Consider the following 23,247-nt stretch of genomic DNA (forward strand, 5'->3'; position numbering starts at 1 on the left):
GGTTCAGGGTCCTGTGTGGGTGAAAGGGATCCAGACGCTCGGCCGGTCGGGGTGGCGGTCGCGCAGTCGGACGACGGCGGAGTGCAATGCATGGGCGGCGGCCTCCGTGTCCAGCCCGCCGTCCCGCTTCAGCTGTCGGTAGACGTGGTCGGACACGAACGCGGCGGCCGGGTCGTACACGGACCAGAGAGTGGCGATCACATGCCGGCATCCGGCGTGGTGGAGCGCCGCCGCCAACGTGATCATCTCGTCGGACAGCCACACACCGCCGGTCGCGGTCTTGCATGCGGACAGGAAGGCCAGGTCCGTCTCCAGACGGCCTGCCAGCAGGTCCGTCGCCGACAGCATGCCGTCGGCGAGCAGCAGCCCGGCCCGGGACGGCTCGTTGAGATTCTGGGTGCCGTGACAGCTGAAGTGGGCGTACTGATGAGTCCTCAGTTCCGCCAGGACCCGTTCGGCGACGGCGTCCGACTCCCTGAGGACCGTGCGCTGGTCCGCACCGAACAGGTCCTCCAGCAGGGCCTGTTCGGCTGCCACGTTGGGGAGCGGCGCCTGTCCCGGTGTCTGCGGCATCGCTACGACGAGCATCCGTCCACCGTCCGGCACCGCACGCTGCCGGGCAAGGTGCAGCGCGCGCAAGGAGGGCGTGTACGAGGACACGACGGTGTCGAGCACACTGCGGCCCGGTTCGTCGTGGTGACCGGCTGCGTGGAGGGGAAGGAGCGCGAGTTGCCCGGTGGGGCACCACCACAGCCGGGGCAGAGACCCGTCGGGTCGGGCCACGGGACGCAGGTCGGCCAGTACCGGGCCGGCGACCCGGTCCCACAGCCGGCCGAGGGTGCCGCGCAGGTTCGCCTCGGTCACCAGACGCAGCTCGGCGAGCGCCTGCTGCGCATCCTGATAGGCGTGCAGGTCATCCGGGGCCGGAGCACCTTCCAGCTGCGCGTCTGCCCCTGCATGGGCAGTTGTGCTACCTCCTGCGGATCCGGTACAGCCGTACCGGCGCCCGCGCCGACATCGACGAGGCCGTCGACCACGGCCGGGCGGCCCTCGCCTTCCACGGCACGGCTCCGGCGGAGCTCCCCCGCTGGCGGTCGGACCTGAGCGCCGCGCTGCGCGAGCGGTCCGAGAGCACCGGCTCAGTCGCGGACATCGACGAGGCGATCGAACAGGGCCGGGCGGCGGCCGAAGGCGGCGAAGCGGGCGGCGTGGGCCATCATGGCACGGCGGTGCTCCAGCGGTTCCAGTCGCTCGGACAGCTCGACGATCTGCACAGAGCCGTCCTGCTCGCACGCGAAGCCGTGACCAGCGGCGAAACGGACGCCGGCGCGGCCCTGTCCAACCTCGGCGCCTGCCTGGCCCAGCGGCACGAGGAGATGGGCACCTCGGAGGACCTGGATGGAGCGATCGCGTCCTTCCAACAGGCCGTGGGACGGACCGACCCGCACCACCAGGCCAGACCCAACCGGCTGATCAACCTCGCCCTGGGCCTGCGCGAGCGGTACCGGAGGACAGGTGACGAGGCCGACTTCCGGGCCGCCGATGCGGCAGCACGTGAGGCCGTCGACCTCGCCCCCGCCGGTCACCAGCTCCAGGCCCGCGCCCTGGACACCCTCGGGCACGTCGCGGTAGAGCGGTACTCGAGAACCGGCGATCCGGCCGACCTGGACAAGGCGATCTCGGCCGCCCGCAGGGCAAGGGACGTCAACGACCATCCGGCTCTGGGACAGATGGTTCACAATCTGGCCGTATACCTGCTCGACCGGTTCACCGTCGCCGGGGCCGCGGAGGACCTCGACGAATCGATCGCCCTGTGCAGGGAAGGGCTCGGCTTCGATTCCCAGACCACGGTGAACCTGCGCTACACCCTGGGGAAGGCTCTGGCCGCACGGTCCGACCTCACGGGCGACGCCGACTCGGCACGGGAGGCGGTCGAGGTGTGGCGCGCCGGGGCCATGGCCTCCACGGGCCGAGCCGAGGCACGTCTGGCCGCGGCGGTCGAATGGGCCCGGTTCGCCGAACGGCGATCGGACGCCTCGGCCCTGGAGGCATATGGCCAGGCGATCGCGCTGCAACGGATTCTCGTGTCCATGGGAGCGGCTCGTTCCGACCGTGAAATGCTCCTCACCCGGTGGCGCGGACTCGCGGGCGACGCCGCAGCGGCGGCCCTCGGCGCGGGGCGTCCCGACACCTCGGTGGAGCTGCTGGAGCAGGGGCGCAGTGTCCTGTGGTCACAGTTGCTGGATCTGCGGTCCGACCTCACGGAGATGCGGGACCGGGCCCCGGCACTGGCCCGGCGCCTGGTCGCGGTCCGCGACCGGCTCGACCGTCCGCCCCGCCGTCCCTGATCACCGACCTGGGCGCGCCCGCGGTCCCCGGCCCTCAGCGGTCGCCGCGGGTACTCCGGCCCCGCCGCGAGGACAGGCCAGGTGCCCGCAGAGGAGCACGCTGTCGCACGTAAGGCAGGAGCAACGCGCGATCAAGAGGCGGACCGACGTCGTGCCAGTCTGCGCCTACGACACGGGACATCCACCTCCTGATGCCGCTCACGTCGGCATCGTGTCTTCCGTGGCCACGAAGTGGTCGCGGCGATGGGGCCGTTCGCTTCGTGCAGGAGGAAATCACGGCGGTGGGGATGAGGCCTGAACCTGTCGTTGAGATGCGACCGCTGTTCCACGGAGATTCCTGTTCACGGTGCGGGCCGCCATGCCGCTTCAAACACGACGTTGGCGACCGGGCTGAAGATCGACTCGACCGATGTCGGGGTGGAACGTCTCCAAAAGCAGACGGAACGGGCGTGGTCCGCCAACCATGGCACCCGGCTTCGGTGAAAAGGCCTTCGACGGCCGCGAGTCAAGGGTCATGTTCGACGCACACCGGCGAAGTCGCCGCCGCCGGGCAGAAGTGGCTCCATCTTCATGGCCAGGTCCCAGCGTCCGGCGTCGATGTGGGCGCACTGGTCGGCACGCCACTGGACGGAGTGCGCCCACGAGCCGGTCGAGGACATGTCCCGGTGGTCGGCCTTCTCCATACGGATCGCCGGGCCCATTCCGGCGTCGTTGATGAAGCCCTCCTCGTCGAGGTGCGCGTAGGAGACCTTGGCCGGGATGTGGTTGATCTCCATCTTGACCGGGTACTTCGGTTTGTCGTTCTCGTCCTTGAGGTTGGCCGGGGTCATGCCGCCGTACCAGCCGCCGTCCTCGGTACACCCCTTTGCGATGAGGCCCAGGGGGTCGATGAGCGTCCAGGGGTTGGTCACGTAGGCGACCGGGTTCGCCGCAGGTGCCAGGCCCAGTGGGTCGGGGCTGGCGTACCGGGCTGTCTCCGGGTCGAGGAGCAGGTCGCCGACGCGCTGGAGACGGTGGTCAAGGAGAGCGGCGCCGACGAGGTGCTGGTCACGACGAGTACGTACGACCGTGCGGCGCTGCTGGACTGTCTCAGGCGCCTCGCCCGCATCGCCGGACTCCCCACCGATGAGGCCTGACCAGCGCCGACATCTAGAATCGTCCCTTATGCACAATCCCCACGACCCTTACGTGCGCGTCCGCGGCGCCCGGGAGCACAACCTGCGCGGGGTCGACGTCGACATTCCGCGCGACGCCCTGGTCGTGTTCACGGGCGTTTCCGGCTCCGGTAAGTCCTCCCTGGCCTTCGGCACCATCTACGCCGAGGCGCAGCGCCGCTACTTCGAGTCCGTCGCACCGTACGCTCGCAGGCTGATCCACCAGGTGGGCGCGCCCAAGGTCGGCGAGATCACCGGTCTGCCTCCGGCGGTCTCCCTGGAACAGCGCCGCTCCTCCCCCACCTCGCGGTCCTCCGTCGGCACGGTCACCACCCTCTCCAACTCGCTGCGCATGCTGTTCTCTCGGGCAGGCGACTACCCCGACGGCGCTCCGCGGCTCGACTCGGACGCCTTCTCACCGAACACGGCCGCCGGCGCCTGCCCCCGATGCCACGGCCTGGGCCGCGTGCACAGCACCACGGAGGAGCTGCTGGTGCCCGACCCGTCGCTGTCGATCCGCGAGGGCGCGATCGCGGCCTGGCCCGGCGCATGGCAGGGCAAGAACCTGCGCGACGTGCTGGACGCACTCGGCCACGACGTGGACCGGCCGTGGCGGGAGCTGGAGCAGAAAGACAGGGACTGGATCCTGTTCACCGACGAGCAGCCGGTCGTCACGGTACATCCGGTACGTGAGGCGGGCCGCATCCAACGCCCCTACCAGGGCACGTACATGAGCGCACGGCGCTATGTGCTGCACACGTTCGCGGACTCCAAGAGCGCGACGCTGCGCGCCAGGGCCGAGCGGTTCCTGACCAGCGAGCCGTGTCCGCTGTGCGGCGGCAGCAGACTGCGGCCGGAGGCGATGGCGGTGGCCTTCGCGGGTCGTACGATCGCCGAGCTGGCCGCGCTGCCGCTGACCGCGCTCGCCGCGGTGCTGGAGGAAGCGGCGGGTGGCGAGACGGCTCGGGTGCTGACCGCGGACCTGCTGGCGCGTATCGCCACGGTGACCGATCTGGGCCTCGGCTATCTGAGCCTGGACCGGGCCACCCCCACGCTCTCCAGCGGCGAGTTGCAGCGGCTGCGGCTGGCGACCCATCTGCGCTCAGGGCTGTTCGGTGTCGTGTACGTCCTCGACGAGCCGTCGGCAGGGCTGCACCCGGCCGACACCGAGGCCCTGCTGGTCGTCCTCGACAGGCTCAAGGCGGGCGGCAACTCGGTCTTCGTGGTGGAGCACCACCTCGGCGTGGTCCGGCACGCGGACTGGCTCGTCGACGTGGGGCCGCTCGCAGGCGAACACGGCGGGCGGGTGCTGCACAGCGGCCCCCCTGAGCAGCTCGCCCAGGTGGCCGAATCGGCGACCCGCCGCTTCCTTCTGGACGCCGGACCGCCCACCGCGCGGACCCCGCGTGTACCGTCCGGCCACCTGACCCTCGGGCCGGTCACCCGCCACAACCTGCGCGCGCTCACCACCAGGCTGCCCCTTTCCGTGCTCACCGCGGTGACGGGTGTCTCGGGCTCCGGGAAGTCGACGCTGGTCGGATCAGTGACCGCGGAACTGCCAGGGGTGGAACGCCTGGTGAGGGTGGACCAGAAACCGATCGGCCGCACCCCGCGCTCCAACCTCGCCACGTACACGGGGCTGTTCGACGTGGTCCGCAAGATCTTCGCCGCCTCCGGGGAGGCGCGCGAGCGTGGCTACAAGGCGGGCCGCTTCTCCTTCAACGTGGCCGGCGGCCGGTGCGAGACCTGTCAGGGCGAGGGCTTCATCTCCGTGGAGCTGTTGTTCCTGCCCAGCACGTACGCGCCCTGTCCGGACTGCGGCGGCGCCCGCTACAACGAGGAGACGCTTCAGGTCCGCCACGAGGGCCTGAACATCGCAGAGGTACTCGACCTGACGGTTGAGGCGGCAGCGGACTTCTTCACCGACGTGCCGGCGGCAGCGCGCAGCCTGCGCGCGCTGCTTGACGTGGGCCTCGGCTATCTGCGGCTCGGCCAGCCCGCGACGGAATTGTCGGGCGGCGAGGCGCAGCGCATCAAACTGGCGACGGAGCTTCAGCGGCTGCGCCGCGGTCACACGCTGTACGTGCTGGACGAGCCGACGACGGGGTTGCACCCGGCCGATGTCGAGGTGCTGATGCGCCAGTTGCACGGGCTGGTGGACGCCGGCCACACGGTAGTGGTGGTCGAGCACGACATGGACGTGGTGGCGGGCGCGGACTGGGTGATCGATCTGGGCCCCGGAGGGGGCGACGAGGGCGGCCGGATCGTCGCGGCCGGCCCCCCGGCCGAGGTGGCACGCGCGCTGGGCAGCCACACGGCTCCGTATCTGGCCAGGGCGCTCTCGGGCGACGGAGGCTGATCGTCCGGGGGCGGTGCCGATTTCTGTCTGCCGCGGCTGCTCGGCGCACTCGGCGGCCCCGCGACGTTCGTCCCGGTCCACCGGGCCAACTTCGAGCGGCCGCTGAGCGAGCCGCCGCGGCGTGACGAGGTGATGGACCTCGAGGGCTTCGTCGAGCAGGTCCACGCGCTCTTGCCCGCCTCGAGGGTCGTCGTCCGGACTACGCGACCCTCTACGGTGCCGACATGCGACCGACCGGTCGCCGCCACCGGACCCGAGCCGGGTCGGACGCACGCCCACGGACCGCGCCCGGCCCGGACGGTCGCCGCCCCCTGACCGAGCCCGGCCCGGACGGCTCCTCCCCCGCTACCGCTTGGCCTTGCGGGTCGCCCGCAGCCACTCCCGGTTCATTGCCGCGATCGACGGCAGCGGGATGCCCTTGGGGCACGCGGTCGCGCACTCCCCGGTGAGGGTGCATCCGCCGAAGCCCTCGTCGTCCATGGTGGCGACCATGTCGAGCACACGGGTCTCGCGCTCGGGTGCTCCCTGGGGCAACACATTGAGGTGGTTGACCTTCGCGGAGGTGAAGAGCATCGCCGAGCCGTTGGGGCAGGCCGCGACGCACGCCCCGCAACCGATGCACTCGGCGTGCTCGAAGGCCGCCTCGGCGTCCGCCTTGGGGACCGGGGCGGCGTGCGCGTCGGGGGCCGAGCCGGTGGGGGCGCTGATGTAGCCGCCGGCCTGGATGATCCGGTCGAAGGCGGAGCGGTCGACGACCAGATCCTTCACGACGGGGAAGGCGGCTGCCCGCCACGGCTCGATGTCGAGGGTGTCGCCGTCGCGGAAGGAGCGCATGTGGAGCTGGCAGGTCGTGGTGCGCTCCGGGCCGTGGGCTTCACCGTTGATGACCAGCGAGCAGGCGCCGCAGATGCCCTCGCGGCAGTCGTGGTCGAAGGCGACCGGCTCCTCGCCCCGCAGGATGAGGTCCTCGTTGAGGGTGTCGAGCATCTCCAGGAACGACATGTCGGAAGAGATACCGTCGACGATGTAGGTGGCCATGGCGCCGGGGGCGTCGGCGTTCTGCTGGCGCCAGACGCGCAGTTCGAGCTTCATGTGTAGCTCCGCTGGGTGGGGTGGACGTACTCGAAGACGAGGTCTTCCTTGTGCAATACCGGTGCGAAGCCCGTGAACTCCCAAGCGGCGGCGTAGCCGAACTCTTCGTCCCGGCGGGCGGCTTCGCCGTCGGCGGTCTGGGATTCCTCGCGGAAGTGGCCGCCGCAGGACTCCCAGCGGTGCAGGGCGTCGAGGCACATGAGCTCGGCGAGCTCGAGGTAGTCGACGATGCGATTGGCCTTCTCCAGCGACTGGTTGAACTCCTTGCCGGTGCCGGGGACCTTGATGCGCCGCCAGAACTCCTCGCGGAGCTGCGGGATCCGGGCGAGCGCCTTGCGCAGCCCCGTGTCGCTGCGGGCCATTCCGCAGAACTCCCACAGCAGTTCGCCGATCTCCCGATGGAAGGAGTCGGGCGTGCGGTCGCCGTCGACGGCGAGGAGCAGATTCAGCCGGTCCTCGGTCTCCGCGACGGCCTCGACGACCTCGGGATGCGAGGCGTCGACGGAGCCGAAGCCGCCGCGCGCGAGATAGTCGTTGATGGTGGCCGGCAGGACGAAGTACCCGTCGGCCAGGCCCTGCATCAGCGCTGAGGCGCCGAGGCGGTTGGCGCCGTGGTCGGAGAAGTTGGCCTCGCCGATGGCGAAGAGACCGGGAACGGTGGTCTGCAGGTCGTAGTCGACCCACAGTCCGCCCATCGTGTAGTGCACGGCCGGGTAGATGCGCATCGGGACCTCGTACGGGTTCTCCGCGGTGATCCGTTCGTACATCTCGAAGAGGTTGCCGTACTTCTCCTCGACCTCGGCCCGGCCCATCCGCGCGATGGCGTCGGCGAAGTCCAGGTAGACGCCCTGACCGCCGGGGCCGACGCCGCAGCCCTCGTCGCAGACGTTCTTCGCTGCGCGGGAGGCGATGTCGCGTGGCACGAGGTTGCCGAAGGAGGGGTAGATGCGCTCGAGGTAGTAGTCGCGCTCGTTCTCGGGGATCTCGTTCGGCGGCCGGGCGTCGCCGCGGGCCTTCGGCACCCAGATACGGCCGTCGTTGCGCAGCGACTCGCTCATGAGGGTCAGCTTGGACTGATGGTCGCCGGTGCGCGGGATGCAGGTGGGGTGGATCTGGGTGAAGCAGGGGTTGGCGAACCAGGCACCGCGCCGGTGGGCGCGCCAGACGGCGGTGGCGTTGGAGTTCATGGCGTTCGTCGACAGGTAGAAGACATTGCCGTAGCCGCCGGTGGCGAGCACGACCGCGTCGGCGAAGTACGTGGAGATCTCGCCCGTGATCAGGTCGCGGGCGACGATGCCGCGGGCGCGCCCGTCGACGACGATCAGGTCGAGCATCTCGGTGCGGGCGTGCATCGTGACGGTGCCGGCGGCGATCTGGCGGGAGAGTGCCTGGTAGGCGCCGAGGAGGAGCTGCTGGCCGGTCTGGCCGCGGGCGTAGAAGGTGCGGGAGACCTGGACGCCGCCGAAGGACCGGGTGTCGAGCAGTCCGCCGTACTCGCGGGCGAACGGTACGCCCTGGGCGACACACTGGTCGATGATCTCGACGGAGATCTGGGCGAGGCGGTGGACGTTGGACTCGCGGGCGCGGAAGTCGCCGCCCTTGACGGTGTCGTAGAAGAGGCGGTGCACGGAGTCGCCGTCGTTGCGGTAGTTCTTGGCGGCGTTGATCCCGCCCTGGGCGGCGATGGAGTGGGCGCGCCGTGGGGAGTCCTGGTAGCAGAACTGCTCGACGTGGTAGCCCTGTTCGGCGAGCGTGGCGCCGACCGCACCGCCGGCGAGGCCGGTGCCCACCACGATGACGGTGTGCTTGCGGCGGTTGGCGGGGTTGACCAGCTTCGCCTCGAAGCGGCGCCTGTCCCAGCGTTCCGCGATCGGCCCGTCGGGTGCCTTCGTGTCGGCGATCGGGGCGCCGATCTCGAACTCCGCGTAGTCGTGGTGCATGTCAGCTCACCCATCCGGTCATGACGGCGACGGGCACGGAGACGAAACCGGCCGTCAGCACGAGCGCCAGCCCATTGGCGGCGGCCCTGAGAATGCGCTCGCGGGTGGCACTGCCCACCCCGAGGGTCTGCGCGGCGCTCCAGAAGCCGTGGCGGATGTGCAGTCCGACGGCGAGCATCGCGACGATGTAGACGGCGTTGCCGTACCAGGTCGAGAACGTGGCGACGACGTTCTCGTACGGGTGGCCGGCCTGGGCGTTCTCGTTCACGGTGAGCGTCGTCAGGTCCAGCAGGTGCCAGACGACGAAGAGCCCGACGATGACGCCGCCCCAGCGCATGGTCCGGGTGGCGTAGCTCGAACGCGGCCGTTTGTGAACGTACTTGGCCGGGCGCGCCTTGATGTCGCGCCGGCTGAGCTGGTAGGCGGAGACCGCATGGCCGACCACCGCGAGGAGCAGTACCACGCGCACAAGCCACAGCCCCCACGAGTAGTGCAGCACGGGGGCGCCCATGGTGCGCAGCCAATGGCCGTAGGCGTTGAACTCGTCCGCCCCGAAGAAGATCTTGAGGTTGCCCATCATGTGGGCGACGAGATAGCCGAGCATGATCAGACCGCTGACTGCCATGACCGTCTTCTTGCCGACGGTGGACCGCCAGAACAGTCGCGGAACGGACACCTGCCGGTCCCTCTTGGGTTGCCGGTCCCTCTTGGATTGCCGGTCCCTCTTGGGTTGCCGGTCCCTCTTGGACGGGTGCTGGACCGTCCTGGACGGATTCCGGTCCGTCCTCGTTGCCAGAGCCATGCGATCGACGCTAGGGCGCACCCGTCCAGAGGTCCAAGACATGATCCTGCTCATCTTCATAGACTCTGCCTATGACGCTTCCTAAAATGGGCGCCATGCAGTTCCAACAGCTCCTCTACTTCGTCGCCGTGGCGGAGACGCGCCACTTCACCCGCGCCGCCGAGCGCGTCCATGTCTCCCAGCCCTCCCTCTCCCAGCAGATCCGGGCGCTGGAGAAGGAGCTGGGTGCGGATCTGTTCGGCAGGGCGCGCGGCAACATCGCCCTCACCGACGCCGGCGAGGCCCTGCTGCCGCTGGCCCGCCGCATCCTCGCCGACACCGACACTGCCCGTCGCGAGGTCCAGGAACTGGCCCAGCTGCGCCGCGGCCGGGTGCGGCTGGGCGCCACCCCGAGTCTGTGCACGGGCCTGCTGCCGGAAGTGCTGCGCGCCTTCCACGACCGGCATCCGGGGATCGAGCTGCTGATCGAGGAGTCCGGCTCCCACGATCTCGTACGGGAGCTGGCGCGCGGCTCCCTCGACCTGGCGCTGGTCGTTCTTCCGCTGCCGACACCTGCGCCCGCGCTCACCACGGTCGAACTGCTCCAGGAGGACCTCGTCGTGGTGTCCTCCCCCGGTTCGCAGCCCCCGCGCAGCCCGGTGCGGATCGCCGACCTCACGGGCCAACCGCTGGTGATGTTCCGGCACGGCTACGACCTGCGGGAGCTGACCGTGGCGGCCTGCCGCGCCGAGGGTTTCGAGCCCTCGTTCACGGTGGAGGGCGGCGAGATGGACGCCGTACTGGGCTTCGTACGGGCGGGCCTCGGCATCGCCGTCGTGCCCAGCATGGTCGCGGAGCGGGCCGGCGGCGATCTGCGGGTCACCCCGCTCGCCCGCCCCGGGCTGCGCCGCACCATCGCCCTCGCACACCGCAGCGACGTCGCCCCGCCCCGTGCCGCCCGCGAGCTGCAGCGCATGCTGCTGACCGCGCGGGCGGCACCCTGACGTCAGACCGCGTCGGCCAGGACCAGCGTGTGGATCCGGTCCGGAGCGCCGGGCCTCGCGTAGTACCAGCCCTGAGCGGTGTCGCAGCCGATCTCACGCAGTTGTTCGGCCTGTGCGCCGGTCTCCACGCCCTCCACCGTGACGGCGAGTTCCAAGCTGTGCGCCAGCGAGACGATGCCCTCGACGATCTTGAGGTCGACGGGATCGGCCGGGTGGCGCTGCATGCCCTGGGTGAAGGAGCGGTCCAGCTTGAGCACGCTCACCGGCAGCCGCCGCAGGTTGGCGAGGTTGGAGTACCCCGTGCCGAAGTCGTCGAGCGCGATGTCCACGCCCATCTCCGCCAGTTGCCGCAGCGGCTTGAGCAGGTCCTCGTCGGCGCCGATGAGTGCCGACTCAGTGACCTCCAGGCACAGCGCGCCCGGCTCGAGGCCCGACCGCTCGAGGACTTCGACGGTGTCGGTCACCAGCCCAGGATGCTGAAGCTGGGCGGGCGAGAGGTTGACGTTGATCCGCAGCGGCCCGCCGTCGGAATGCCGCTTCCTCCAGAACCGGGCCTGGCGCACGGCCTCTTCCAACACCCAGCGCCCCAGCGGCACGATGAGCCCGGTGCGCTCCGCGAGCGGTATGAACCGGTCGGGCCCGAGCACCCCGTGCTGCGGATGGCACCAGCGCACCAGCGCCTCGGCGCCGTGCACACTGCCGTCCCCGAGATGCACCAGCGGCTGGTACTCGATGAAGAACTCACCGCGCTCCAGGGCCGCGGGCAGCGCGTTGGTCAGCCCGTGCCGTGTGATGACCCGGGCGTCGGCCTCCGGGTCGGCCAGCTCGTAGCGGTTGCCGCCCGCCGACTTGGCCCGGTACATGGTGATGTCGGCGCTGCGCAGCACCTCGGCGCCGGTGCGCTCGCCGGCCGGTCCCTCGACGATGCCGATACTGCCGCGCACCGTGAACTCCCGCCCGTCCACACAGATCGGCGTGGCCAGGGCGCCGAGGATGCGCGAGGCGAGCTCGTCGACCTCGCGCTGGGTGTCGGGTCCGGTGGTCAGCGCGACGAACTCGTCGCCGCCGAGGCGGGCGACCATCTCGCCCGGCGCGGTGGCGCAGCTCTGCAGCCGGTCAGCGACCTCCACCAGCAGCCGGTCGCCGGTGGCGTGGCCGAGGCTGTCGTTGATGGCCTTGAACCCGTCGAGGTCGAGATAGCACAGCCCGAAACGGGCACCGTTCCCCGCGCCGACCGCCTTCTCCAGACGCTCGAAGAAAAGGGTGCGGTTGGGCAGGCCGGTCAGTGCGTCGTGCGTGGCCTCGTACCGCAGCCGAAGATTGAGCAGCCGGCGCTCCGTGGTGTCCTCAAACAGCGCCAGCTGGTACTGCGGTTGGCCGTCGGCGTCGCGCAGCAGGGAGACGGTCAGATTGGTCCACAGGGCGGTGCCGTCGTTGCGGTAGAAGGGCTTCTCGACACGGTAGTGCTCGCGCTCCCCGTTCACCAGCTCCCGGTAGAGCTCCCACACGTGCGGCCGGTCCTCGGGGTGCGCCCAGTCGGTGACCTTGCGGCCGCGGACGTGGTTCTCGAGTCCGCCGAACATCTGGGTCAGGGTGTCGTTGACCTCGAGCACGTTGCCCTCGAGATCGGCGATCCCGATGCCGATCGCGGCGCCCTCGAAGACCGCCCGGAAGCGAGCCTCCGTGGCGTGCATGGCCTGCAGCGCCTCACTGCGTGCCAGCAGCGACGAGCGGGCGATCGACTCCTGCTCGGCCAGCGTGCGCTCCCGCAGCGCCTGGGCGAAGCCCGCGGCGAGTGCGTGCTGCAGCCGTGCGCAGCGTGCCCGGTGCTCCTCAGTGGTCTCCTCCGGGTCGCCGCAGTACAGCACCAGATACGCGTCGACGACTCCGAGCGTGCGGCTGAGCGCGTCCGGGTCGGTGCAGTGCGCGCGGACCAGTGCGGCCCCCACACCGTGGGCGGGCTGGGTGGTGAACGGGCGCGCGTGCAGCGCCTCGCTCAACTCGCGCGCCAGAGGCAGCAGATGCTGTTCGAACTCGGGGCGGGTCATCGACGTGGCCGTGGCCGGGAAGATGGCCCGGCTCCAGATCGTCGCGAACCGCCTGATCCGGTCGTCCAGGGCGTTCTGGTCGCCCGTGGCCGCGGCCGCCTGTGACGTCTGCTTCACGCCTTGCGCCCCACCCCGGCGAAGCCGGAGAAGGCGAAGGGGTCCTCCTGGTCGACGGGCCCGTCGGGCCGCCAGCGCGGCATGGACACCAGGCCCGGTTCGACCATCGTGAACCCGTCGAAGAACGTTGCGATCTCCTCGCGCGAGCGCATCACCAGCGGGGTGCGGATGTCGCGGTAGACCTCGACCGCCCCGCCCGCCCGTTCGGCCGGCACCGGGATGCCCTCGTAGGAGGCGTGGGTGAGGAGGATCAGGCTGCCGGGGGCCAGCGCGTCGCGCAGTTCGGCCACCGCCGCCCGGGGGTCGTCCTCGTCCTCGAGGAAGTGCAGTACGGCGACGAGGAGCAGCGCCACGGGCCGTTCCAGGTCGAGCAGCGCGGCCTCGGGGCTCTCGAATATCTGGCGCGGCTTGCGCAGATCGGCGGCGACGACGCCCGACTGCTCGTCGCCTTCGAGTACGGCGCGGCTGTGGGCGACCGCCACGGGGTCGTGGTCGACGTAGAGCGACCGGGCCTCGGGAGCGGCCTTGCGGGCGACTTCGTGGACATTCCCGAACGTCGGAATGCCCGAGCCGATGTCGAGGAACTGAGTGACGCCCTCCGCCACCGCGTAATTGACCGCCCGGCGCATGAAGGCACGGTTCGCCTGCATGATCTTGGGGAGTCCCGGCAGGAACTCCATGGCCTTGCGCGCGGCCTCCCTGTCGACCTCGAAATTGTGCGAACCGCCCAGGTAGAAGTCGTAGATGCGGGACACACTTGGCACCGATATGTCGATGCCTTGCGGGGCCCAGGCCGGACGCTCCATCGATGTCTCCAACTAGTCGCCACGGGGGAGTTCGGCCATGGCCATGGCCGGCGTTCGAGCCGAGGCTACTGATCGCCCGCCAAGAGGGCGACCCCAAACGGAAATTCGCGGTCCGTTCTTGGTCACACGTGGTCGTCACGAGCCGCCGTCATCCGCCTGCGTCACGCCCTCCCGGCATACCCCCGCCGCACATGCGTCGGGCCCGCCGTCACGCGCAGTGGCGTGAGGCGGGCCGACGCCTGCCGGAGGCGCAGCGTGGGGACTACTTGGGCGCTCCGACCGGCTTGCCCTCCGGCGAGACGACGTACCAGGTGCCGCCGACGCCCTGGCCGTTGGTGTCACCCGGCTTGGCGTCGCCCGCGAAGGTGTAGATCGGCCAGCAGTCGATGGTCTGCTGCTCGATCCCGTCGGGCCGGTCGAAGGTGACGAAGCCCTTCTTGAGGATTCCGACGGTGTCGTTCTTGTCGACGGGCTCCACGACCGGCCACTTCTTGAGGCAGTCTCCTGTGCAGGCCGTCTTCATCGGCCAGGCGGAGTCCTTCATGAAGCGATAGACGGTCATGCCGTTCTTGTCGACCACGATCTCACCGAGCTTGGGGTCCTTGCGCACCGACAGACCGGCCAGATCGGCGGGCTCCGCGCCCTCGTCGCCGCCCGCTTCCTCGCCGGCCTCCCCGGCCGCGCCGGGCGCGGCCTTCTTGCCGTCGGGGGCCGCTGCGTACCAAGTCCCGCCGACACCCTGGCCCTTGACGTCGCCCGCCTTCGTGTCCTTGGCGTAGCGGTACATCGGCCAGCCGTCGATGGTGAGCTGCTTCGTGCCGTCCGCCCTCGTGACCTCGCCGATCAGTGACGGGTCAACGCCGGGGGCGGCATTGGCTCCGCCCGCGGCCACGATGGGCCACGCCTTGGCGCAGTCACCTTCGCAATTCGACTTCGGCGGCTTGGCGGTGTCCTTGTCGAAGCGGTAGAGGGTGAGCCCTTCGCTGTCGGCGAGGACCTCGCCGAGGTCTTTGCTCTCCCAGACCGCGAGCTGCCCCGCGGGCTTGGCGGCCGCCGCCTCGCCGCCCGCTTCGGAGCCGTAACCGGCGTCCGAGCCGTAACCGTTGCCGGGCTGTGCGGGGTTGGCGGCGCCGACCGCCTGGCCGTTGGGGGTTTCGGTGCCGTTTTCCTGACCGCACGCCGTCGTCAGCGCGAGTACGGCCGCCGCAGTCACCGCGAGCGAGGCGTTCCGCCAGGTGTTCATGTCCACTCCCGTAGTTCATCCAACTGGTTCCGGCGCCTGGGAGCGCCGTTCATGGCCCTAGGTACGGACGGGAGGGCGACGGGTGTTCAACGTGTTTGAAAAAATCTTCGGCGTCGCGACCGCTAAGGGTCGAAATCCTGCTTCCCCCGGATGAACTCACCCGGAGGAGCGGCCGCAGAATTGGCCGGATCTCAACTGCCCCATGGAGCACTCCAGTCAATGGACGTACCGGAACCGTTCCAGAGCGCCGAGCACCCGCTCGCGCATCGTGGCGCTTCCCTTGTGCCCGGAGTCGTCCACGACCACCAGTTCCGCGTCGGTCCAGATGCGGCTGAGTTCCCACGCGGTCTCGAGCGGTGAACTGAGGTCGAGACGGCCATGGAAGAGCACTCCCGGAATTCCCTTCAGCCGCCCCGCATCGCGCAGCAGTGCCCCCTCCTCCAGCCATGCCCCGTGCGCGAAGTAGTGCGCGGTGATCCGCACCAGGGCGAGCCGCGCGTCCGAGGGCCTGCCGCTGTAGGGGTCCGGCCCGCCGTTCGGCTCCAGGGACAGTACGGCGTCCTCCCAGCGGCACCACTCGTCGGCCGCATTCTCGCGTACCGCCCGGTCGGGGCTTTCCATGCGGCGCGCGTAGGCGGCGACAAGGTCGCCGGCACTCCCCGCCTCCGGTACGCCGGCGCGGAAACGGTCCCACTGCTCCGGAAAGAAGCGGCCCACTCCCCGGTAGAGCCAGTCGATCTCCCGTCGCCGTGTAGTGGTCACGCCGTTGACGACTGTCTCCGAGACCCGCTGCGGATGGCGTTCCGCGTACGCCAGCAGCAGCGTGGACCCCCACGAGCCACCGTAGAGGAGCCAGCACTCGATCCCGAGGTGCTCGCGCAGCCGCTCCATGTCGGCGAGCAGATGTTCCGTGGTGTTGACGCTCATGTCGGCGGCCGGGTCGGCCGCGTGTGGGGTGCTCCGTCCGCAGCCACGCTGGTCGAACAGCACGACCCGGTAGGCATCCGGGTCGAAGTACCGGCGCATACGGGGGCTGCAGCCGGAACCGGGCCCGCCGTGGACGACGAGCGCGGGCTTGCCCTCCGGGTTGCCGCAGACCTCCCAGTGGACGAGGTTTCCGTCGCCCACGTCGAGCTTCCCCTGCTCGTGCGGCTCGATCGGCGGGTACAGCTCTGCCATGGCGATGTCCTTTGGGGGGTCCGATCTGCCACGCCGGCTCTCCGGGCAGATACAACAGTGCTGTTACATTACGCGTATGCCTTCCACGAGCACCGACCCCGGCCCCCACACCGCCGGCCCAGGCCCCGAATTGCTCGGCACCCGCCTGCGCCTCCTGCTCTCACTCCTCGAGGCGGATGTCGCGACCGTCCACGACGGACTCGGCCTCGAAGGAATGCGCCCCCGCTACGTACCGGTTCTGCGAACCCTGGCAGCCGAAGGCCCGAGCTCCATCCAGGACCTGGCAGGGGCGACCGGCGTGACCCATTCGGCGGCAAGCCAGACGGTCGCCCAGCTCGTCCAGGAAGGACTCGCCACCGTCGGTCCCGGCAGCGACGGACGCAGGCGCATCGCGTCCCTCACCGCGAAGGCCGAGGCACTGCTTCCCGCGCTGGACGCCGAGTGGCAGGCGACCGCGGCGGCGGCCACCGCCCTCGAGGCGGAGCTCGCGTACCCGCTGAGCGAACTGGTCGGCGAGGCTCTCGCAGCCCTGCAGCAACGTTCGATGCTCCAGCGGATCTCCGACGCGGCGCCCGATCTCATCCGCCGCCGCACCTGATGTAACACCCTTGCGGCAGGTTCACCTGGCTGGATCAGAAAGATGACCCGTTTGCCCTACAGCAATCGCGGGTGACCGGAGCCGCTCTTAGCGTTTCGGTGATCGAGGTGCATTTTCCGACCCCAGCGGAAATCGTTCCGCGACTGCTCCTCGGGACCGGAGGACGACCATGCGCGCGATACGTGCCGCATCCGCCGCTCTGCTCGGAGCGGCCGCACTCGCACTGACGGCCCCATCGGCCTCGGCCGTGAACAACACACCGTACGACTTCGACGTCACGCCCTCTACCGTCGCCGCGGGCGGGCGCATCACTCTGACCGCGGGCGGCTGCCCCAGCAGTACCACGGTCACCTCCGGTGTCTTCGACACCGTCACCATCCCCCGCAACGGCTCGGCCACAGCCACCGTCGACTGGGACGCCAGTCCGGGCGCCGTGTACTCGGTGCAGTTCAACTGCATCGGCCGGGTCGGGACCATCGACCTCACCATCGCCGGCGGGACCGCAGCCCCCTCCGCCCGATCGACCACGACCACCCCGCCTCAGGGTGTTCGCGGCGGTGTGGGCGGCAGCTTCAAGCAGCTGAACGCGGCAGAGATCGCCGCCGGTGGCGCTCTCGTCGCGGCAGCCGCCACCGCGACCGTGGTCGTCATCCGCAGGCGGTCGTCCAACCGCCAGCACTGATGGGCGCGCAGGCCCTGCTGCCCCACCCGTCGACGGCGCCACCCGCTCCGCACCCCGCACCGACCGCCCGTCGCCCCGAGTCCTGACGAGGATTCGGGGCGACGGGCGTTTGCGGCCGTTCGGGTGACCGGCCGGTCGGGAGGTTCGGCCGGTCAGGCCTCCTCTCCGATCGTGCGACGGCGGCGCACGATGAACAGGCTGCCGCCGACGGCCGCCGTGGCGACCAGACCCGCACCGATCGCCATCTCGGCCTTGGTCGGACCGATGGAGCCACCGAGACCACCCTCCGCTCCGCGACCACGGAGCACCCTGAACGAGGCCCTGGCGGTCTGCGAACTGTCGTGGCACCTGACGGTCAGGCTGTAGTTGCCGGGAGTCGCGTTGTTCCGCACGCGGGCCGTGGCAACCGACTCGTCGGAGCCCCTGAAAGCGCCGTCCCCGCCGAAGCCGCCGTTCCCGCGGTCGCGGTCATTGCCCCGGTCGCGGTCATTGCCCCTGTCGCGGTCATTGCCCCTGTCGCGGTCGTTGCCGCCTCGGTCACCACCATTTCCGCCCCGGTCGCCGTTGTCGCCGCGGTTGTCACCTCGGTTGTCACCTCGGTTGTCGCCGTGGTTGTCGCCCCGGTCGCCACCGTTGCCGCCACCACCGTTGTTGTCACCCCGGTCACCGCCAACCCCGCCATTGCCTCCATTGCCGCCGCCGTTGTTGTCGCCGCGGTCGCCTCCATTGCCGCCGCCGTTGTTGTCACCCCGGTCACCGCCAACCCCGCCATTGCCGCCATTGCCGCCGCCGTTGTTGTCGCCGCGGTCGCCTCCGTTGCCGCCGCCGTTGTTGTCGCCGCGGTCGCCTCCGTTGCCGCCGCCGTTGTTGTCACCGCGGTCACCGCCAACACCACCGTTGCTGTCACCCCGGTCACCGCCAACACCACCATTGCCCCCACCGTTACTGTCGCCCCTGTCACCCCCGTTGCCCCCGCCGTCACCACCGTTGCCCCCGCGGCCGCCACCATCACTGCCGTTGCCGCCAGAACCACCGTCGTCGGCCCGGACACCGCCGGGACCGTAGAAGCCCCGGTCGCCGATGGGGGAGAGCGACGCGTCCGGGAAAGCGTTGGAACTGACGATGCCGCCGCGGCGGCATCCGTCGACGTGGATGGTCAGGATGCCGCCCTGAAATACGGAAGACGGGCTGACTCGGACGTTCCGGGGGCCGCTGCTGCCGCCGGCGACCGCCATGGGAGCGCATAGTCCGACGGCCGCGCAGGCGGTCACCGTCGCTGCGAGAGCGCGTGAGGCACGCATCGTTGAACCTCCAGAAGGAAGACGCCCCAAAGCGGCGCTCCGGGATATTCGACGAGTACGTCTTCCATGACGAACCATCACTGGGTGACGCGTTCGACGCATTTCGGGCTTGGTCCACCCCGGTGAGGCGACACGCCGACCGGGCAGCTCATTGCTGACGGAGTCGCAGGTCACAGACCATCAGAGTTTTTATCAGCCGAAATGCTCGGATGGGCCAGCACCCGCCACCCCTGCCACCCGTTCGCGCTTCCCCCCTCGCAGGACTTGCGCACCGCGCATAGCGTGCCCACAAATGCGCGAAGGGAGAACCATGGGCCAGGACAGGTACGGCTCTCAGACGCGGAGACGCTCGCCCTGGGGGGTACTGGCTCTTGTCATGCTCACCGGGCTTGCCATGGTGAGGAACGGTGTGGATGTGGGCCTCGGTCCGCCGCAGCCGGCTGCCGCCGCATCCCACGGGAGGGTGGGCGAGACGTTCCTTCCCGTACCGCTGGAGCCGCTGCCCTACGCCCCGGCGGCGCGGGTGCGCATCCCGTCCCTCAAGGTGGACGCCCCGATGGTGAACGTGGGACTGGACCCGGAGGGCTGGGTGGAGGCGCCGCCGCCGCACGACCCCAACCTCGCGGGCTGGTACCAGAACGGGGTGTCCCCGGGTCAGCGCGGCACCGCCGTCATCGTGGGGCACGTCGACAACCAGGCCGGCCCCGCCGTCTTCTACGGCCTCGGTTCCGTCAAGACGGGCCACCTCATCGACGTGCCCCGCTTCGACGGCCGCGTCGCCGTCTTCGAGGTGTACGGGGTCGAGGTCTTCGCCAAGAACGACTTCCCCGGGGTACGGGTGTACGCCGACACCGGCCAGCCGGAGCTGCGCGTGATCACGTGCGGCGGTGGCTACTCCAAGGCGGGCGGGTACGACGGCAACGTGGTCGTCTTCGCCCGCATGGTCAAGGTCGTCTGAGCGACGGTCAACGGCGGGGCACGGTGATCTGGTAGCCCTTGTCGAGCAGCTTCGGCAGGTATCTTCGCAGCGCCGCGACGCTCTGCGACCGGTTGCCGCCCGCGTCGTGCGACAGGACGATCACTCCCGGTGCCGCACCTTTGAGCACCCGCCGGACGATGGTGCCGGTGCCGGGAGTCGTCCAGTCGAGAGTGTCGACGGTCCATCCGAGCGGCTCCATGCCGAGCCGGGCGCCGATCTCGAACGAGCGCCGGTTCCAGGCACCGTAAGGGGCGCGGTACCACAGCGGCGGTTCGCCCACCGCCTCCCCGATCACCTCGCTCGTACGGCCCAATTCGTCGTTGATCCCGGACAGCGACAGCTTGGGGATCAGCGGGTGGGACCACGTGTGGTTGCCCACCACATGGCCGTCCCCCGCCATCTCCCGCAGCAGATCGCGGTGGGCGGTGGCCATCTCGCCGCAGACGAAGAACATGGCCCGCACGTCGTGCTTGCGCAGGATGCCGAGGACGTCCGGTGTGTAGCGGGGGTCCGGCCCGTCGTCGAAGGTGAGGACCATGGTGCGGCCCCTGGCGGGGACCTCGAGGATGGGCTGCTTGCGCACCGGCGGTGTGGCGCGTTGCCGTGCGGGCGGCGCGTACGCCGTCATGGGCCGCAGCCGGTAGGAAGCGGCCTGCGGCGGGCGGGCGGCTGACTGCGGGCCCGCGGCCGGCGCGGGGGCGGCAGGGGCACGTCCGGGGGTCTCGGCACGTTCGCCGACGAGCATGCCTCCGAAAGCGGCGGCGCCGAGGCAGGCGGCGATGCGGAACACCGAGCGGCGGCCGGGAAGCAGCTGATCCTCTTTCATGGCCAACTGCTCGCACGACCGCTGCGGGCACAGTCTCATCAACACCGGTTCCGCGGAGGAAAACACCCGATGGGAGCAGTGCCGGGGCGGGCGGCGCGACTCGTTGCGGTGCGGGGCCGCCGGCCGGCGGGCGGCGGGCGGCGGGCGGCGGGCGGCGGGCGGCGGGCGGCGGGCGGGCAGCATTGAGCGGATAGCCTTTTCGTGTGACAGAACACTCGCCGCACCGGTTCGAACGGGGCACGGACGGCCCGAAGGTGATCGTCGTCGGCGTGGACGGCTCCGACTCGTCCCTGCGGGCCGCGGCATACGCGAGCGGTCTCGCCGGCGGCAGAACGCCCTGCTCGCGATCGTCTATGTGCAGCCGGTGATGCCCGCAGGCGCTGCCCTCGGTGTGCCGGTCGCCGACACGACGGGAGAGATCGCCGAGGAACTGGTCGCGGAGATCCGGGCGGCGGCCGAGCGGGTCAGGGGCATTTGGGACGTGCGCTGGGAGTTCCACACCTTCCGCGGCGACCCCTACTCCGGGCTGGTCACCGCGGCCGACGAACTCAAGGCGGACGCCGTGGTGGTGGGTGCCTCCGAGTCGGCCGGGCATCGGATCGTCGGATCGGTCGCGGTCCGGCTGGTGAAGGGCGGGCGGTGGCCGGTGACCGTCGTCCCGTGATCGGTGGCCGGCGCTCTCAGCGCCCCATGGTCAGGCCGTCCTCTGCCGCGCCGCGGCTGAGGACGGTGTCGCTGATCGCCGTGCGGGCGGTGACGTAGTCGTCGCGCGCGCCCTCGCGGCGGATCGCGTCCGGCAGGTTGACGACGCGGCCCGCGACCGTGTCCATCCACTGCGGGATGTACTCGGCCTTCGTGACCTCCCAGCGGCCGTTGATCGTGGCGGGTGGGGCGAAGGTGAAGCGGGCGATGGAGCTCTCGTTGCCGCGCGGGTCCTGTTCGCCGAGGTGGTTGATCATGGCGCCGGCGATCTGGTCGCCCATACCGTAGACGATCCACGTGCCGTTGACCTTCTCGTACGCCTGCGGAACGTGGGCGTGGGTGCCGAGGATCAGGTCGATGTCGGGGCGTCCGGCGGTGGTGGAGGCGGTGAGCGACCGGCCGAGGTCCAGCTGCTGCTGGTCGGGGGCGGTCTGCCACTCGGTGCCCCAGTGGAGGCTGACGACGACCACATCGGCCCCGGCGCTCCGCGCGGCGCGGGCGTCGTCGATGATCTGCCGCTCGTCGATGAGATTCACGGTCCAGGGCGGGTCCGCGGGCACCCGGTAGCCGTTGATGCCGTAGGTGTAGGCGAGTTGGGCCACCCTGGCGCCTTGGGCGGTGAGCCAGGCGGGCCGCTCGGCCTCCTCGGGGGTGCGGGCGGAACCGACGTGCTTGACGCCGGCGCGGTCCAGGGCGTCCAAGGTGCGCCACACCCCCGCGTTTCCGTCGTCGAGGGTGTGGTTGGAGGCGGTGGAGCAGGAGTCGTAGCCGACCGAGGCGAGCGCTTCGGCGATCTCGGGCGGCGACTTGAAGAGGGGGAAGCCGGTGTACTCGCCGTTCGCTCCGTAGACGGTCTCCATGTGGCAGACGGCGATGTCCGCGCTGGAGACGACGGGGCCGACGGCGGCGAGCATGGGGCGGAAGTCGTAGCCGTGGCCGCGTCCGGCCTCGGCAGCCTGGTTGATGACCGAGCTGTGCGGGATCACGTCCCCGCTGGCCACGAGCGTGAAGCCGCGCGGGGCGGATGCGGCGCCTGCGGCGGGGGGCGCGATGCCGCTGGAGCCCTTCCCGTGTGCGGCGCGGTGGTCCGGGTCCTGCAGTCCGGCGCAGCCCGCCGCTCCTGCGAGCAGCACAGCACAGACAGCCACCGTGGTCCGTGGCGCGCGTCGCGTGTGCGTCATCGTCGACGCACCTCCCATTTGCGTGATTAACGGCATGTCTATCGAATCCATAGGTGCGGGCTCCGCCGAGTCAAGCGACCGAGCCGGTGCGGTCACCGCAACGGACCTGTGCATTCCGATCGGGCCGGCCGGGCCGGTTGACCGTTCACCGCACCACTCGCCGCTCGGTGCGACCGTTCGTCGACGACAGCGGTACGCCGTCTGTCGCCGCGCGCCGGGATGCGTTCGTATACGCCACGTGGCAGCAGGCCTCTGCGGAGAAGGGTGTGGGCAATGGCGACGGCGACCGCGACCGCGACGACCGACGAGCGGACCTTGGCGGATCTGCAGCGCGAACACGGGCCCGCGCTGCTGAGCTTTCTGCTCGGGCTGACATACGGGGACCAGCAGCGCGCCGAGGACCTGGTGCAGGAGACGCTGGTGCGGGCCTGGCAGCACCCGGAGGCCTTCGACGCCCCCTACGAGTCCATGCGCCCCTGGCTCTTCACCGTGGGGCGCAGACTCGCGATCGACGCCCGGCGCTCGCGCCTGGCCCGCCCCACGGAGATCGGCGACGGCGTGCTCGCCACCACGCCCGACCCCGCGGATGTCACGGAGAGCGCGGTCGCCGCGCTCGATGTGCGCGCGGCAGTGGGGTCACTGAGTCCCGAGCATCGCGCCGTACTCGTCCAGATCTACTTCCACGGTCTGAGCGTGAACGAGGCCGCCCAGGCCCTCGGCATTCCGCCGGGCACCGTCAAGTCGCGCTCGCACTACGCGCTGCGCGCCCTCGCCCGCTGCCTGCCGGGCTACAGCCGGCGCACCGCCACCTCCGCCCCGGGCACACCGGTGATGAGCGCCTCCCCCAGGGGTCACGACCACCGGGCGACCGTATGCGAAACGTCACGCGCCAGTTGAGCAAAGACGC

19 protein-coding genes and 2 pseudogenes are annotated in these 23,247 nt (G+C 70.5%); 9 read left to right on the forward strand and 12 right to left on the reverse strand.

Features of this window, described 5'->3' with window-relative positions; genetic code table 11:
* Positions 1–3 precede the first annotated feature (3 nt).
* Complete coding sequence (locus ACIQ7Q_RS21950; protein WP_403864513.1) at positions 4–864, reverse strand: CHAT domain-containing protein; 861 nt, start codon at positions 862–864, stop codon at positions 4–6.
* A gap of 101 nt (positions 865–965) precedes the next feature.
* Here ACIQ7Q_RS21950 and ACIQ7Q_RS21955 point away from each other — a divergent pair, with 101 nt between their 5' ends.
* Positions 966–2,348, forward strand: coding sequence for a hypothetical protein (locus ACIQ7Q_RS21955; protein WP_403864516.1), 1,383 nt, complete (start codon positions 966–968; stop codon positions 2,346–2,348).
* A gap of 512 nt (positions 2,349–2,860) precedes the next feature.
* Here ACIQ7Q_RS21955 and ACIQ7Q_RS21960 read toward each other — a convergent pair.
* A complete protein-coding gene (locus ACIQ7Q_RS21960) occupies positions 2,861–3,259 on the reverse strand; it encodes a hypothetical protein (protein ID WP_403864834.1) in 399 nt (132 codons plus the stop codon).
* 72 nt (positions 3,260–3,331) lie between these two features.
* Here ACIQ7Q_RS21960 and ACIQ7Q_RS21965 point away from each other — a divergent pair.
* Positions 3,332–3,484: pseudogene (locus ACIQ7Q_RS21965) on the forward strand (LLM class flavin-dependent oxidoreductase); the annotation flags it as partial.
* 28 nt (positions 3,485–3,512) lie between these two features.
* A complete protein-coding gene (locus ACIQ7Q_RS21970) occupies positions 3,513–5,861 on the forward strand; it encodes an ATP-binding cassette domain-containing protein (RefSeq protein ID WP_403864518.1) in 2,349 nt (782 codons plus the stop codon).
* Positions 5,862–6,206: 345 nt separating this feature from the next.
* Here the strand turns inward: ACIQ7Q_RS21970 and ACIQ7Q_RS21975 are convergent, their stop codons facing one another.
* From ACIQ7Q_RS21975 to ACIQ7Q_RS21985, 3 genes are read right to left on the reverse strand one after another with little or no spacing between them, the layout of a single operon-like run.
* A complete protein-coding gene (locus ACIQ7Q_RS21975) occupies positions 6,207–6,953 on the reverse strand; it encodes a succinate dehydrogenase/fumarate reductase iron-sulfur subunit (RefSeq protein ID WP_403864521.1) in 747 nt (248 codons plus the stop codon).
* Positions 6,950–8,893, reverse strand: coding sequence for a fumarate reductase/succinate dehydrogenase flavoprotein subunit (locus tag ACIQ7Q_RS21980; RefSeq protein WP_403864524.1), 1,944 nt, complete (start codon positions 8,891–8,893; stop codon positions 6,950–6,952). Before ACIQ7Q_RS21980 ends, ACIQ7Q_RS21975 begins: the two co-directional genes overlap by 4 nt.
* 1 nt (position 8,894) lies before the next feature.
* Positions 8,895–9,695 carry a succinate dehydrogenase gene (locus tag ACIQ7Q_RS21985; protein WP_403864527.1) on the reverse strand — a complete coding sequence of 267 codons (801 nt, stop codon included), beginning with the start codon at positions 9,693–9,695 and terminating at the stop codon, positions 8,895–8,897.
* A gap of 95 nt (positions 9,696–9,790) precedes the next feature.
* Here ACIQ7Q_RS21985 and ACIQ7Q_RS21990 point away from each other — a divergent pair, with 95 nt between their 5' ends.
* A complete protein-coding gene (locus tag ACIQ7Q_RS21990) occupies positions 9,791–10,678 on the forward strand; it encodes a LysR family transcriptional regulator (RefSeq protein ID WP_403864822.1) in 888 nt (295 codons plus the stop codon).
* A 2-nt stretch (positions 10,679–10,680) separates the two neighbouring features.
* Here the strand turns inward: ACIQ7Q_RS21990 and ACIQ7Q_RS21995 are convergent, their stop codons facing one another.
* The 4 genes from ACIQ7Q_RS21995 to pip form a co-directional block, all read right to left on the reverse strand.
* Positions 10,681–12,843, reverse strand: a complete 2,163-nt coding sequence (locus ACIQ7Q_RS21995; protein ID WP_403864530.1) for a putative bifunctional diguanylate cyclase/phosphodiesterase — start codon at positions 12,841–12,843, stop codon at positions 10,681–10,683.
* Positions 12,840–13,649: an SAM-dependent methyltransferase gene (locus tag ACIQ7Q_RS22000; RefSeq protein WP_403864533.1), complete on the reverse strand. Its 810-nt coding sequence runs from the start codon at positions 13,647–13,649 to the stop codon at positions 12,840–12,842. The genes ACIQ7Q_RS21995 and ACIQ7Q_RS22000 overlap by 4 nt, the downstream gene beginning before the upstream one ends.
* Before the next feature lie 262 nt (positions 13,650–13,911).
* The gene (locus ACIQ7Q_RS22005; protein WP_403864536.1) at positions 13,912–14,892 is read right to left on the reverse strand and encodes an SCO0930 family lipoprotein; all 981 of its coding nucleotides are present in this window, start codon (positions 14,890–14,892) and stop codon (positions 13,912–13,914) included.
* A gap of 216 nt (positions 14,893–15,108) precedes the next feature.
* A complete protein-coding gene (pip, locus tag ACIQ7Q_RS22010; protein ID WP_403864539.1) occupies positions 15,109–16,071 on the reverse strand; it encodes a prolyl aminopeptidase in 963 nt (320 codons plus the stop codon).
* Positions 16,072–16,147: 76 nt separating this feature from the next.
* Between pip and ACIQ7Q_RS22015 the strand changes: the two genes are divergently transcribed.
* Together ACIQ7Q_RS22015 and ACIQ7Q_RS22020 are read left to right on the forward strand one after the other, a co-directional pair.
* Positions 16,148–16,669 (forward strand): MarR family winged helix-turn-helix transcriptional regulator, encoded by a 522-nt coding sequence (locus ACIQ7Q_RS22015; RefSeq protein WP_403864542.1) that lies wholly within the window; start codon positions 16,148–16,150, stop codon positions 16,667–16,669.
* A gap of 169 nt (positions 16,670–16,838) precedes the next feature.
* Entirely contained in the window at positions 16,839–17,351 is a 513-nt protein-coding gene (locus ACIQ7Q_RS22020) for a hypothetical protein (protein ID WP_403864545.1), read from the forward strand.
* A 152-nt stretch (positions 17,352–17,503) separates the two neighbouring features.
* On the opposite strand, the gene ACIQ7Q_RS22025 is transcribed toward ACIQ7Q_RS22020, so the two are convergent.
* A complete protein-coding gene (locus ACIQ7Q_RS22025; protein ID WP_403864548.1) occupies positions 17,504–18,586 on the reverse strand; it encodes a hypothetical protein in 1,083 nt (360 codons plus the stop codon).
* A 376-nt stretch (positions 18,587–18,962) separates the two neighbouring features.
* Between ACIQ7Q_RS22025 and ACIQ7Q_RS22030 the strand changes: the two genes are divergently transcribed.
* Positions 18,963–19,610 carry a class F sortase gene (locus tag ACIQ7Q_RS22030; protein ID WP_403864551.1) on the forward strand — a complete coding sequence of 216 codons (648 nt, stop codon included), beginning with the start codon at positions 18,963–18,965 and terminating at the stop codon, positions 19,608–19,610.
* A gap of 7 nt (positions 19,611–19,617) precedes the next feature.
* Here ACIQ7Q_RS22030 and ACIQ7Q_RS22035 read toward each other — a convergent pair whose 3' ends face one another.
* Complete coding sequence (locus tag ACIQ7Q_RS22035) at positions 19,618–20,457, reverse strand: polysaccharide deacetylase family protein (RefSeq protein ID WP_403864554.1); 840 nt, start codon at positions 20,455–20,457, stop codon at positions 19,618–19,620.
* Positions 20,458–20,660: 203 nt separating this feature from the next.
* Between ACIQ7Q_RS22035 and ACIQ7Q_RS22040 the strand changes: the two are divergent.
* Positions 20,661–21,121, forward strand: a pseudogene (locus ACIQ7Q_RS22040) (universal stress protein).
* Positions 21,122–21,137: 16 nt separating this feature from the next.
* On the opposite strand, the gene ACIQ7Q_RS22045 reads toward ACIQ7Q_RS22040, so the two are convergent.
* A complete protein-coding gene (locus ACIQ7Q_RS22045) occupies positions 21,138–22,340 on the reverse strand; it encodes a CapA family protein (RefSeq protein WP_403864557.1) in 1,203 nt (400 codons plus the stop codon).
* Between the two features lie 273 nt (positions 22,341–22,613).
* On the opposite strand from ACIQ7Q_RS22045, the gene ACIQ7Q_RS22050 reads away from it, so the two are divergent.
* Positions 22,614–23,237: a sigma-70 family RNA polymerase sigma factor gene (locus tag ACIQ7Q_RS22050; RefSeq protein WP_403864560.1), complete on the forward strand. Its 624-nt coding sequence runs from the start codon at positions 22,614–22,616 to the stop codon at positions 23,235–23,237.
* Positions 23,238–23,247 lie beyond the last annotated feature (10 nt).

The sequence above is a fragment of the Streptomyces sp. NPDC096176 genome (assembly GCF_044763255.1).
In the GTDB taxonomy this organism is placed as follows: Bacteria; Actinomycetota; Actinomycetes; order Streptomycetales; family Streptomycetaceae; genus Streptomyces.

Coding starts and splice junctions, on each gene's coding strand:
- ACIQ7Q_RS21970 (WP_403864518.1), top strand. CDS start 3,513: ATGCACAATCCCCACGACCCTTACGTGCGCGTCCGCGGCGCCCGGGAG.
- ACIQ7Q_RS21975 (WP_403864521.1), bottom strand. CDS start 6,953: ATGAAGCTCGAACTGCGCGTCTGGCGCCAGCAGAACGCCGACGCCCCC.
- ACIQ7Q_RS21980 (WP_403864524.1), bottom strand. CDS start 8,893: ATGCACCACGACTACGCGGAGTTCGAGATCGGCGCCCCGATCGCCGAC.
- ACIQ7Q_RS21985 (WP_403864527.1), bottom strand. CDS start 9,695: ATGGCTCTGGCAACGAGGACGGACCGGAATCCGTCCAGGACGGTCCAG.
- ACIQ7Q_RS21990 (WP_403864822.1), top strand. CDS start 9,791: ATGCAGTTCCAACAGCTCCTCTACTTCGTCGCCGTGGCGGAGACGCGC.
- ACIQ7Q_RS22000 (WP_403864533.1), bottom strand. CDS start 13,649: ATGGAGCGTCCGGCCTGGGCCCCGCAAGGCATCGACATATCGGTGCCA.
- ACIQ7Q_RS22005 (WP_403864536.1), bottom strand. CDS start 14,892: ATGAACACCTGGCGGAACGCCTCGCTCGCGGTGACTGCGGCGGCCGTA.
- pip (WP_403864539.1), bottom strand. CDS start 16,071: ATGGCAGAGCTGTACCCGCCGATCGAGCCGCACGAGCAGGGGAAGCTC.
- ACIQ7Q_RS22015 (WP_403864542.1), top strand. CDS start 16,148: ATGCCTTCCACGAGCACCGACCCCGGCCCCCACACCGCCGGCCCAGGC.
- ACIQ7Q_RS22020 (WP_403864545.1), top strand. CDS start 16,839: ATGCGCGCGATACGTGCCGCATCCGCCGCTCTGCTCGGAGCGGCCGCA.
- ACIQ7Q_RS22025 (WP_403864548.1), bottom strand. CDS start 18,586: ATGGCGGTCGCCGGCGGCAGCAGCGGCCCCCGGAACGTCCGAGTCAGC.
- ACIQ7Q_RS22030 (WP_403864551.1), top strand. CDS start 18,963: ATGGGCCAGGACAGGTACGGCTCTCAGACGCGGAGACGCTCGCCCTGG.
- ACIQ7Q_RS22035 (WP_403864554.1), bottom strand. CDS start 20,457: ATGAAAGAGGATCAGCTGCTTCCCGGCCGCCGCTCGGTGTTCCGCATC.
- ACIQ7Q_RS22045 (WP_403864557.1), bottom strand. CDS start 22,340: ATGACGCACACGCGACGCGCGCCACGGACCACGGTGGCTGTCTGTGCT.
- ACIQ7Q_RS22050 (WP_403864560.1), top strand. CDS start 22,614: ATGGCGACGGCGACCGCGACCGCGACGACCGACGAGCGGACCTTGGCG.